Genomic DNA, 10889 nt, shown 5'->3' with positions numbered 1-10889 from the left:
GCTGGCGGCGCTGCTGCTGAAGGAGACGGTGACGCCGCGCCGCTGGGCTGGGGCGCTGGTGGTGTGTGCTGGGGCGGTGCTGATTGGCTTCTCGCGCTGATCAACGTGCGGCATTCTGGCGCTTGCGTGTCTTTCGAGTCTCGCTCAAAAACCTTCCATGCTTCGCGCTGCTTTTGCCATCAATCTCCTGATCCTGGTGCCGGTGTGCGCCACGATGCTCACGGCCCGCGATGGCGGCCTGCGTGCGATATTCGGCTCGGCCAGCGATGTGCCGGCAGTCCGCTTGATGGTGCTTTCGATGTGGCTGGCGATCCTGCTGGCATCACTCGCCGGTCTCGTTTGGCCGCGACCTTTGTGGCCGGTGCTGGCCATCCAGATCATCTACAAGTCGCTGTGGCTGGTCCTGTTTGCCTGGCCCGCGTGGCGCGCCGGAGAGGCGCTGCCGTGGGGTGTCACGGGCAGTTTCATCTTCATCGTGCTGGTTTGGCCGCTGATACTGTGGGTCGAACAGCCATGGAACAGCGAGGCTTGAGGCTCAGGCCTCTCTGGGGCCCAACCCAAGCAGCTTGCGGGTGCGGGCGATAAAGTCGCTGTTGTCGCCGCTGTCTTTCACGGGCGACACATCCGGCACCTTCAGGCCGCGCTGCACGGCGGGGCGGGCGGCGATGCGCTCGATCCAGCGCGACAGGTGCGGGAAGTGGGCGATGTCCACTCCGGTCCAGCCGGCGGTGCGCACCCAGCAGAAATGCGCGATATCGGCGATGCTGTAATCGCCGGCCAGATAGTCGCGGGTTTCCAGCCGCGCATCGAGAATGGCGAACAGGCGTTTGACCTCGCCCAGATAGCGGGTCTGTACAGCGGGCAATTTTTCCGGCCAGAAATGCCCGAACAAATTGGCCTGGCCCATCATCGGACCCAGCCCGCCCACTTGCAGCATCAGCCATTGCAGCACTTCGGAGCGGGCGCGGGGCTCGGCGGGCAGCAATTGCCCGGATTTTTCCGCCAGCCAGACCATGATCGCCCCCGATTCCATAACGGCAAAACCATCGTCGATCAGCGCCGGCACCTTGCCATTGGGGTTCAGTTTCAGGAAATCGGCCTGCTTCTGCTCGCCCTTGGCCAGATCGAGCGTGCGCACCTGATAGGCCAGCCCCAGCTCTTCCAGCGCAATCGACACTTTATAGCCATCGGGCGTCGGCGCAGTGAAAAGGATCAGGCTCATGGATAGCAGCCTAGCCGTTCACCCGTTCGGGTGGAAGTGCTGCCAGATCGCCAGCGCCATCTGGCTGGAAATGCCGGGCGCCCGTTCCAGATCGTCCAGCGTGGCGCCCTTCACGGCGCGGCTGGTGCCGAAATGCATCAGCAGCGCCTTTTTGCGGGCCGGGCCGATGCCGGGCACTTCGTCGAGCGGGCTTTGAGTCAGGGATTTTGCCCGTTTGGCGCGGTGCGCGCCGATGGCGAACCGATGCGCTTCGTCACGCAGGCGCTGCAGGAAGAACATCACCGGCGCATTCGGCGGCAGGGTGAATTCGCGGCCCGTCGGCAGATAGAATGTCTCGCGCCCGGCGTTGCGGTCTGGTCCCTTGGCGACGCCAACGATCGGCACATCCACGCCCAGTTCGGCCAGTGCACTCATCACCGCCGATACCTGGCCCTTGCCGCCGTCGATCAGGCACAGATCGGGCCAGTTGCCGCTCTCCTTGTCCGGATCTTCGGCTTCCAGCCGGGCAAAGCGCCGGTGCAGCATCGCCTTCATCATGGCGAAATCATCGCCCGGCGTGATGCTTTCGTCTTTCATGTTGAACTTGCGATACTGGCCCTTCATGAAGCCTTCCGGCCCGGCCACCACCATTGCGCCCAGCGCATTGCTGCCCTGGATGTGGCTGTTGTCGTAAACCTCGATGCGGCTGGGCGGCGCATCCAGTTCGAACACGTCGGCCAGTTCGCGCAGCAGTTTGCCTTGCGTTGTCGTCTCGGCGCGGCGGCGCTGGATCGCCTCTTCCGCATTGCGCTGCGCCTGTTCCACCAGCCGCTTCGCCGGCCCGCGCTGGGCATGGCGCAGGCTGACCTTGCGCCCGGCCTTTTCGCTCAGCGCCAGCGCCAGCAGTTCGGCTTCCGGCAGTGTGCGATCGAGCAGCAGCTCCTTGGGCGGCGGCAGTTCCTCGTACAGCTGGGCGAGGAAGCTCTGCAACACTTCGGCTTCGTCCACGCCTTCGGTGTGGCCGGGGAAGAAGCTGCGGTGGCCCCAATTCTGGCCGCCGCGGATGAAGAAGATCTGCACGCACATGGCGCTGCCATCGGTGGCCATGGCGATCACGTCGGCATCGCTCGTCGCCCCTTCAGCGTTGATGGCCTGGCTGCCCTGGATGAAGGTCAGCGCCTTCAACCGATCCCGCAGCACCGCCGCCGTTTCGAAATCCATGGCTTCGGCGGCGGTGCTCATCGCCCCGGCCAGTTTCTTCTGCGCTTCCTGCGTGCGGCCTGACAGGAAGCCCTTGGCGTCTTCCACCAGTTCGGCATAGGCGGTCGCGTCGATACGGCTCACGCATGGGGCGGAGCAGCGCTTGATCTGATACAGCAGGCAGGGCCGATCACGGTTGGCGAAGAAACTGTCCGTGCAACTCCTGAGCAAGAACACCTTCTGCAGCGCATTCAGCGTGGCGTTGACCGCGCCGGCGCTGGCGAACGGGCCATAATAACTGCCCTTGGCCACCCGCGCGCCGCGATGCTTGGAAATGCGCGGGAAACCATGCTCGGAGCGTAGCAGGATGAAGGGGAAACTCTTGTCGTCGCGCAGCAGCACATTGTACGCCGGGCGGTAACGCTTGATCAGCTGCGCCTCCAGCAGCAGCGCTTCGGCCTCGCTGTTGGTGGTGACGATTTCCATGCTGCGGGTTTGCGACACCATGCGTTGCAGGCGGCGGGGCAGGCGGGTTACCTGGGTATAGTTGGTCACGCGGCTCTTCAGCGTGCGCGCCTTGCCAACATACAGAACATCGCCGCTGGCATCGATCATGCGATACACGCCGGGCTTCAGCGGCAGGGTCTTCACCACGCGGCGGATGGTGGCGACACCCAGATCAAGATCGGGCGCCTCCGTGCCGCGCACCGTATAGGTTTGCGCTTCTTCCGAGAAACGGTCAGGCGTGTCGGTCATGTCGCTCCGCCGATAGCCCCGGGCCCACGTGATGGCAAACCCGTCATGGCAAATCCGCACAGGCCTGTTATCGAATCGGCCATGACGATTCTCCGCTGCCTGATCGCTGGCCTTGCCCTGTTGTTGACCGCTTGTGCCAATACACCGCCGCCGGTGCCCGCCGTAGCCGTGGCCACGAAACGGCCGCCGCACCCGGTCATCCTGATTTCGGTGGATGGCCTGCGCGCCGATTATCTGCGGCGCGGGATCACCCCCAACCTGAACGCGCTGGCGGCGCGCGGTGTCACCACCAGCGCCATGCGGCCCAGTTTTCCGTCGGTCACCTTCCCCAATCACTACACGCTGGTCACCGGGCTGCGCCCTGATCGCCACGGTGTGGTCAACAACACCATGCGCGATGCCGAACTTGGCGCGTTTTCGATGGGCATTCGCAGCGCCGTCGAAGATGCAAGGTGGTGGAATGATGCCGAACCCATCTGGGTGACCGCCGAAAAGGCCGGTATCCCCACGGCCACCATGTTCTGGCCGGGCAGCGAAGCGCCGGTGCGCGGCGTGCGCCCCCATCGCTGGCTGAAGTTCGATGGTGCAATGCCGGAACCCAGCCGCGTCGATCAGCTGCTGGCCTGGCTGGATGAACGGCCCCAAAATCGGCCACCCCTCGGTTTTGCCACGCTCTATTTCGATACGGTCGATCATGACGGCCATGAATTTGGCCCGGATTCGCCGCAAGTGAATGCCGCCGTGGCCAAGGTTGATGCCCAGATCGGCCGGCTGCTGGCAGCGCTGCAGCAGCGCGGCATCGATGCCAACATCATCGTCGTTGCCGATCACGGCATGGCGCAGGTGAGCGACCAGCGCCGTATCTTGCTCGATACGCTGATCGATCCGGCCAAGGTGGAATGGGTGACCGGCGGCGCTGTGGCCGGTTTGAACCCACAGCCGGGGCAGGACGCCGCCATGCAGGCAGCCCTGCTGAAACCACACCCGCACATGGCCTGCCACGACAAGGCCGATCTGCCCGCCGGCCTGCACTATGGTCGCCACCGCCGGGTGCCGGCAATCATCTGCATTGCCGAATCCGGCTGGATGATATGGCTCGGCCCGCCACCAGCCGGCATGGCGCAGCGTCCGCTGGGCGGCATGCATGGCTATGATCCGGCCCATCCCGACATGGCTGCCAGCTTTGTTGCCGCCGGCCCGGCCTTTCATTCGGGGGTAATGCTGCCAGCGTTTGACAATGTCGATGTCCACCCAGTGCTGCTGCGGCTGCTGGGTCTGCCGGCGATGGCCACCGACGGCACTGATCGGATTGCGCGCAGGGCCCTGCGCTGAACTGCACGTTGCACCGGCCCCCGCAAAGGCTTAGGCGGCGCCCATCATGACGGCGCAACCGACACAGACAGCCATCATCACCGGCGGTGCCAAGCGCATTGGCGGCGCCATCACCCGCGCGCTGGCCGCCGATGGCTGGCACGTGCTGATCCACTGCAACCGCAGCCGCGCCGAGGCTGCGGCGCTCGCCGCCAGCCTGCCGCACGCCAGCGTTGTGGCCGCCGATCTGGCTGATCCGGGCGCGGCCGATGTCATCATGGCGGCCTGTGCCGGCCTGCCGCCGGCCCGCCTGCTGGTGAACAGCGCCAGCCGGTTCGATTATGATCGGATCGAGAATTTCAGCGCCGACAGCTTTGATCAGCACATGGCGGTGAACCTGCGCGCGCCGGCGCTGCTCACCCGGGCCTTTGCCGCCGCGCTGCCCGCTGAACTGGGCGATGCTGCGGATGGGCCGGCGCTGGTGGTAAACCTGCTCGATGCCAAGTTGGCCAGCCTCAATCCGGACTATTTCACCTACACGCTGTCAAAAATCGGTTTTGAAGGGCTGACCGAGCTGACCGCGCGCTCCTATGCACCGCAGTTGCGCTGTGTGGGCATCGCGCCGGCGGTCACCTTGGTATCCGGGCCGCAATCCCGCGAGAATTTCGAAGCCGTGCACGACATGAACCCCCTGCGGCGCGGGGTAACGGTCGAAGATATCATCACGGCCCTGCGTTTCATCATCGCCACCCCCACCTACAACGCGCAAACCATCGTCCTTGATGGCGGGCAACGCCTGCTGGGCCTGCCGCGCGACGTTGCTCACATGGTAGATTTCTAATGCCCGACAGCGTTCCACCGCCCACCTTCATCGAACCCATGGCGCCCGGCATGGTGCCGCGCTCCCTGGCGCCCCGCACCCGCAAGCTGTTCCTCGAAGATTTCGATCTGCCGGTGGATATCGGCTTTCACGCCTTTGAAGTGGGCAGCCCGCAAACCCTGCGCCTCAATATCGAAGTGTGGGTGGACGATGCGCATTTCCCGCGCTGCGATACGGTTGCCCAGGCCTGGGATTATGATTTCCTGCGCAACGCCGTGTTGGGGCTGGTGCAGGGCCGCCGTTTCAACCTGCAGGAAACCGTGGTGCACGCCATTTACGATCTGGTCGCAGCGCGCGCTGGCGTGGTTGGCTTGAAGGTGTCGACCCGCAAACCCGACGTCTATCCCGATTGCAAGGCCGTCGGTGTGGAGCTGTCGAGCTTCTAATTCGTTTTGCCGCAAGGGCCAAGACTGGCGAGCGCGTCGCGCCAGTCCTTGGCAAGAGCGGCATCGTCGCCGCCGGCAGCGGCAGGCAACCGGGCGGGCAGGAAACAGGCCAGCCGATACCAGAGCAGGGTGCCTGGCCGCACGCGTTCAGCCGATTCGTCGATGATGTCGCCGCGGGCCACGAGCACCCGCCGCACTTCGCCGGGGCGATTCTGCACCACCAGAGTCGCGGGTTTGCCATCGGCAGTGGTGAGGAAAAATTGGCTCTCGCTTTCGCCCGGCACCGTACCATCGGCACGGAAGCCATTGGAAACACCACGGATTATCGGCACTTGGCCCGATCGCTGTTCGGCCACGACGGCGCGCACCGTATCGGCCAGCGCCGAATCCCAGGCCTGCTGGGCCCGCCGCGAGACCAGACGAGCGCTGCCATCGGCGCCCGGCGCGGTCAAAAAAACCAATACCTCCAGTCCCTTGACTGCAGGCGGACGGCCGCGCGCATCCAATGGAGCGTCCCGCAGATACTGCAAGGTGCCGCCCGTGGTGCCGGGGGCAACCAGCACGTTTGACACGCTGGCTGTCATCAAAAACCGTGTTCGGCCCGGCGCGACATCGGGTGCGGCCTTGCCCGTCAGCCGATTGGCGCGGGAAATGGTGGCGCGCACGATCAAGGGCGCGGCAAGGGCCAATTCTGCGGTATCGGCAAAGCTGGTCAGGCGGTCGTCCGGTGCCGAAGGCGACGCGGGAGCCTGCGCGGCGGCCGGGGCAATCGCAGCCAGAATCAGACAGATGGACAGAATCGGTCGGAGCATGGCGCCATCGTAACGGCGTGCGGCCCGTGCCGGCAACCCGCAGTGGCAGAGTGGTGCCATTTCCGGCCCGTCGACAGTGAACAAAGCAAGAATATTGGGGTGGGAAACAACGTAGAGACACAGAATTCGGCGGGATTGTGGCAAAAAGCTGGTTGCGGCGCCGCGCGGCTTGAGGCTACAGAAATGTTTCGAAGGTTCGACGCAGGGTTTGAGGGGGGTCCTCTGCTCGCGGCGTTCCTCAGTTTTTGAGGGAGTGCCACACCAGCCATGTCGTACATGGATGCACCTGGGATGACCAAGAACCGACAGATCGCTCTGGGCGGTGTGGTCGTTCTGCACATTCTGCTTGGCTATGCCATCATTTCCGGTTTCGCCATTTCGGTGGTGAAAAAGATCGTTGAACCGCTTGAAGCGGTGAACGTGAAGGAAGAGGCACCGCCACCAGACGAGCCGCCACCACCGCCGCCGAAGGAAATCGAAATTCCGCCGTACGTGCCGCCGCCCGAAGTTTCGGTGGCTTCGGACGCGCCGACGAATTCGATCACGACGCAGTCGACCATTTCGCGCCCTGATCCGCCCGTCGTGTCCGCGCCGGCACCGCCGGCCCCACCGGCACCGCCCGCTGTGGCACCGCAGCCCGCAACGCCCAAGGGCCGCGGCAACGCCTTCTCGGATGATGATTATCCCAGCGCCTCGCGTGCTGCCGAAGAAGAAGGTGTGACCCGCGTGTCCTACGTGGTCGGCACCGATGGCCGCGTGTCCCAATGCGAAGTTGTGCAAGGCAGCGGCTTCAAGCGTCTTGATGATGCGACCTGCTCGATCATCATGCGGCGTTTCCGGTTCAATCCGGCCACGCGTGACGGCCAGGCCGTCCCCGAACGCAAGACCCAGCCGGTGCGCTGGCGCCTGACCAACTGATCTGAAGCAAACAGGGTTCAGGCCCCGCGCCAGCCCGTCAACACGATAACGAGGGAAAAAGAAAATGCAGACCGAAAATGCTGAAAATCCTTATGGCTTGATGGCCGCGCTTGAACAGGGTGGCATCATTGCCTGGTCCGTGTTTGGCCTGCTGGTGTTCATGTCGCTCTACAGCTGGTTCATCATCATCACCAAGTTCCTTGATCAGCGTAAGGTCATGGCCGAAGCCATGGAACTGGAAAAGAAATTCTGGACCGCCAGCGACCTGAAGACCGGCGCTTCGAAGCTCGACAAGAACTCGCCGTTCCGCCAGATCGTTGATGACGGCCTGCGCGCTTCGGATCACCACGAAGGTCGCCTGACCGACAAGATCGATCAGCACGAGTGGGTGACGATGGCGCTGAACCGTTCGGTCGGCCTGATCAACGGCAAGCTGACCACCGGCTTCTCGTTCCTCGCCTCGGTCGGTTCGACCTCGCCGTTCGTCGGCCTGTTCGGCACCGTCGTCGGCATCTATCGCGCTCTGATCAACATCGGCCTTGCTGGCCAGGCTTCGATCGACAAGGTCGCTGGCCCGGTCGGTGAAGCGCTGATCATGACCGCGCTGGGTCTGGCCGTGGCCGTGCCCGCCGTGCTCGGCTACAACTGGCTGATCAGCCGCAACAAGGAAATCGCTACCCGCCTCAGCAACTTCACGTCTGACGTGCATGGTGCCCTGGTGTCCGGTGCCCGCATCCAGCGCCCGCTTGCTGCTGCTCCGGCCGCCGCTGCTCCTGCCGTCAAGAAGTAATCGGTCTGATCGCCGCATAGGGAGATAGACCGATGGCAATGAGTATCGGCAAGGACACGTCGGACGAGAACGCGCCGATGAACGAGATCAACACGACGCCGCTCGTCGACGTCATGTTGGTTCTCCTCATCATCTTCCTGATCACGGTGCCGGTTGTTATCCAGACCGTGCCGCTGACGCTGCCTACGGTGACCAACCTTCCCACCACCACCAAGCCGGAAAACGTGCTGATCTCGGTGGATGGGAACTGCGACACCTATTGGAGCCAGACGCGGGTCGACACGAAGCAGGAACTGCTTGATCGCGGTGTGAAGGCCCTGAAGGACGAGATTGCCCGCCAGGAAAAACTTGGCGGCAAGATCGAACTGCCTGAAGTGCACATCCGCGGTGACAAGGATGTGGCCTATCGCTGCGTTGGTGGGGTTGTCTTCACCATGCAGCGGGCCGGGTTCCTGAAGGTTGGTTTCATCTCGGAACCGGTTCCAGGCTTCGTGACGCGCGATTGATCATTACTCGCCAGGGCCGGCAGTTTGCCGGCCCGGCTGATAACGGGAGTTTGGCCAATGTCCATGGCAGTTGGTAAAGAGGGTGGTGACGACAACCCGATGGTGGAAATGAACACGACGCCGTTGATCGACGTCATGCTTGTTCTGCTCATCATGTTCATCATCACCATCCCGGTGCAGACCCACGCTGTGAAGCTGGACCTGCCGCCGCCGAATCCGAACCCGAGCAATGTTGATCCGGTGTTCAACCAGATCGACATCGATTTCCTCGGGAACATGTATTGGAACAAGACCGAGGTCGATATGCCCACGCTGAAGGGTTACCTGAAGCAGGCATCGGCCATGCCGGAACAGCCGGAGTTGCGCATGCGCCCGGAAGCTGAAGCCAAGTACGTCATCGTCGATCAGGTGATGGCTGCGGCGCAGCAGGCTGGCATCGAGAAGATGGGTTTTGTCGGGAATGAAGCCTACGCGAACTGATCGCCGCCGGGCATGCAAATAGCGCAAGCTATTTGCATGCCCGGCAAGATCGAACGGCGAGCGAAAAGGGCGGCCCCGCAGGGCCGCCCTTTTTGACTCGTCCGACGGCGTGGCTCCGCCGCGCTCTTTCTTCGCTTCTTTGATGCCCCCCAGCGGACTCGGCGGCTTTGCCGCCGGCCGCGGCCGCAAGTGCCGTGCCTCGCCGCTGGCCAAACCCCACCCCCAACCCCTCCCCTGAAGGGGAGGGGAGACGCAGGCCCGGTTCCACCTTACCCTCCCTATTTCACAGGGAGGAACGAACCATGGCACGATTGGCAGGCAAGGTGGCGCTGGTGACGGGCGCGGCATCAGGATTGGGCGCGGCAACCGCCCGGCGACTGGCCAAGGACGGCGCCAAAGTGCTGCTCACCGACCGCGACCTTGCCGGTGAGGACGTCGCTGCCAGCATCGTCAGCGCCGGCGGCCATGCCGCCTTTCGATTGCACGATGTGACCAGCCATCCCGATTGGGCTGCGGCCGTCGAACATGCGGTGCAGGATTTTGGCCGGCTCGACATATTGGTGAACAACGCCGGGGTGGCCGGTGGCCGCCACGACCTGATGGACCACAGCTATGATGCCTGGCGGCAGATCCTGGCGGTCAACCTGGATGGCGTGTTCCTGGGCTTGCGCCACGCTGGCCCGCGCATTGCGGCGTCTGGCGGCGGCAGCGTCATCAACCTCAGCTCCATCCTCGGCAAGGTCGGCATGGCCGGCGCGGCGGCTTACTGTGCGTCAAAGGGCGGCGTCACCCTGCTGACCAAGGCAGCGGCACTGGAATGGGCGCCGTTGGGCATCAGGGTGAACAGCGTGCATCCCGGTTTCATCGACACGCCGATGGTGAGCAATGCGCTGGCCGACCGCGAAGACGGCAACGAGATGCGGGTAGCCCTGATGACTGCCCACCCCATCGGCCGCTTTGGCGTGCCGCGCGAGATCGCCGATGCCATCGCCTTCCTCGCCAGCGACGATGCCAGCTTCATCACCGGCGCCGAACTGGTGGTGGATGGCGGCTTTACCGCGCAATAAGCTGCCGCCGCCTGCTGACCACCACCGGCGCGAACCCCTCACCCCGCCGCGCTGGTGCGCGAGTCGCCCTCTCCCGCAAGGGGAGAGGGGATTAGGCGGCGATCTGATCGAATTGCAGCCGTGCCAGCCGCGCATACAGCCCGCCGCCGGCCATCAGGCTGTCGTGGGTGCCTTCGGCGACGATGCGACCCTTGTCCATCACCACGATACGATCGGCATTGCGCACGGTGGCAAGGCGGTGGGCGATGACCAGTGTGGTGCGGTGCTTCATCAGCTCGTCGAGCGCGCCCTGCACCAGTTGTTCGCTTTCGGCGTCGAGCGCGCTGGTGGCTTCGTCCAGCAGCAGGATCGGGGCATTGCGCAGGATGGCGCGGGCAATGGCGACGCGCTGGCGCTGGCCGCCGGAAAGCCGCGTGCCGCTTTCACCAAGGAAGCTGTGGATGCCTTCGGGTAGTTCCTTCAGGAAGATATCGGCGTGCGCGGCTTCGGCGGCGGCCCAGACTTCTGCCTCCGTTGCCTCGGGCCGGCCATAGCGGATGTTTTCCAGTGCGCTGGTGGCAAAGATCACGGTTTCCTGCGGCA

Annotated in this window: 13 protein-coding genes; 9 read left to right on the top strand and 4 right to left on the bottom strand. The window is 64.1% G+C overall.

Annotated features, from left to right (window positions below; genetic code table 11):
• The first annotated feature begins 157 nt into the window (after positions 1 to 157).
• The gene (locus RMO81_RS03600) at positions 158 to 532 is read left to right on the top strand and encodes a hypothetical protein (protein WP_310474374.1); all 375 of its coding nucleotides are present in this window, start codon (positions 158 to 160) and stop codon (positions 530 to 532) included.
• A gap of 3 nt (positions 533 to 535) precedes the next feature.
• Here the strand turns inward: RMO81_RS03600 and RMO81_RS03595 are convergent, their stop codons facing one another.
• Together RMO81_RS03595 and uvrC are read right to left on the bottom strand one after the other, a co-directional pair.
• On the bottom strand, positions 536 to 1222 hold the full coding sequence (locus RMO81_RS03595) for a glutathione S-transferase N-terminal domain-containing protein (RefSeq protein WP_310474373.1): 687 nt from the start codon (positions 1220 to 1222) through the stop codon (positions 536 to 538).
• A gap of 18 nt (positions 1223 to 1240) precedes the next feature.
• Complete coding sequence (uvrC, locus tag RMO81_RS03590; RefSeq protein ID WP_310474372.1) at positions 1241 to 3157, bottom strand: excinuclease ABC subunit UvrC; 1917 nt, start codon at positions 3155 to 3157, stop codon at positions 1241 to 1243.
• An 81-nt stretch (positions 3158 to 3238) separates the two neighbouring features.
• On the opposite strand from uvrC, the gene RMO81_RS03585 reads away from it, so the two are divergent.
• The 3 genes from RMO81_RS03585 to RMO81_RS03575 are packed head-to-tail and all read left to right on the top strand — an operon-like array spanning position 3239 to position 5734.
• On the top strand, positions 3239 to 4489 hold the full coding sequence (locus tag RMO81_RS03585) for an ectonucleotide pyrophosphatase/phosphodiesterase (protein ID WP_310474371.1): 1251 nt from the start codon (positions 3239 to 3241) through the stop codon (positions 4487 to 4489).
• A gap of 46 nt (positions 4490 to 4535) precedes the next feature.
• A complete protein-coding gene (locus RMO81_RS03580) occupies positions 4536 to 5309 on the top strand; it encodes an SDR family oxidoreductase (RefSeq protein WP_310474370.1) in 774 nt (257 codons plus the stop codon).
• Positions 5309 to 5734, top strand: a complete 426-nt coding sequence (locus RMO81_RS03575) for a dihydroneopterin aldolase (protein WP_310474369.1) — start codon at positions 5309 to 5311, stop codon at positions 5732 to 5734. Before RMO81_RS03580 ends, RMO81_RS03575 begins: the two co-directional genes overlap by 1 nt.
• Here the strand turns inward: RMO81_RS03575 and RMO81_RS03570 are convergent.
• Entirely contained in the window at positions 5731 to 6546 is an 816-nt protein-coding gene (locus tag RMO81_RS03570; protein WP_310474368.1) for a hypothetical protein, read from the bottom strand. The genes RMO81_RS03575 and RMO81_RS03570 overlap by 4 nt on opposite strands.
• Positions 6547 to 6837: 291 nt before the next feature.
• Between RMO81_RS03570 and RMO81_RS03565 the strand changes: the two genes are divergently transcribed.
• The 5 genes from RMO81_RS03565 (at position 6838) to RMO81_RS03545 (ending at position 10307) form a co-directional block, all read left to right on the top strand.
• Positions 6838 to 7464, top strand: a complete 627-nt coding sequence (locus RMO81_RS03565; protein WP_310474367.1) for an energy transducer TonB — start codon at positions 6838 to 6840, stop codon at positions 7462 to 7464.
• Between the two features lie 64 nt (positions 7465 to 7528).
• A complete protein-coding gene (locus RMO81_RS03560) occupies positions 7529 to 8254 on the top strand; it encodes a MotA/TolQ/ExbB proton channel family protein (protein ID WP_310474366.1) in 726 nt (241 codons plus the stop codon).
• Between the two features lie 32 nt (positions 8255 to 8286).
• Positions 8287 to 8760 carry a biopolymer transporter ExbD gene (locus tag RMO81_RS03555; RefSeq protein ID WP_310474365.1) on the top strand — a complete coding sequence of 158 codons (474 nt, stop codon included), beginning with the start codon at positions 8287 to 8289 and terminating at the stop codon, positions 8758 to 8760.
• A gap of 57 nt (positions 8761 to 8817) precedes the next feature.
• On the top strand, positions 8818 to 9240 hold the full coding sequence (locus RMO81_RS03550) for a biopolymer transporter ExbD (protein WP_310474364.1): 423 nt from the start codon (positions 8818 to 8820) through the stop codon (positions 9238 to 9240).
• Between the two features lie 302 nt (positions 9241 to 9542).
• Positions 9543 to 10307, top strand: coding sequence for an SDR family NAD(P)-dependent oxidoreductase (locus RMO81_RS03545; protein WP_310474363.1), 765 nt, complete (start codon positions 9543 to 9545; stop codon positions 10305 to 10307).
• A 91-nt stretch (positions 10308 to 10398) separates the two neighbouring features.
• On the opposite strand, the gene RMO81_RS03540 is transcribed toward RMO81_RS03545, so the two are convergent.
• Positions 10399 to 10889 (bottom strand): ATP-binding cassette domain-containing protein (locus RMO81_RS03540; protein ID WP_310474362.1); only part of this gene is annotated, 491 nt, incomplete at its 5' end.

Source organism: Sandarakinorhabdus sp. (assembly GCF_031422795.1).
Taxonomy (GTDB): Bacteria; Pseudomonadota; Alphaproteobacteria; order Sphingomonadales; family Sphingomonadaceae; genus Sandarakinorhabdus.
This window is presented reverse-complemented; position numbering and strand designations above follow the sequence as displayed.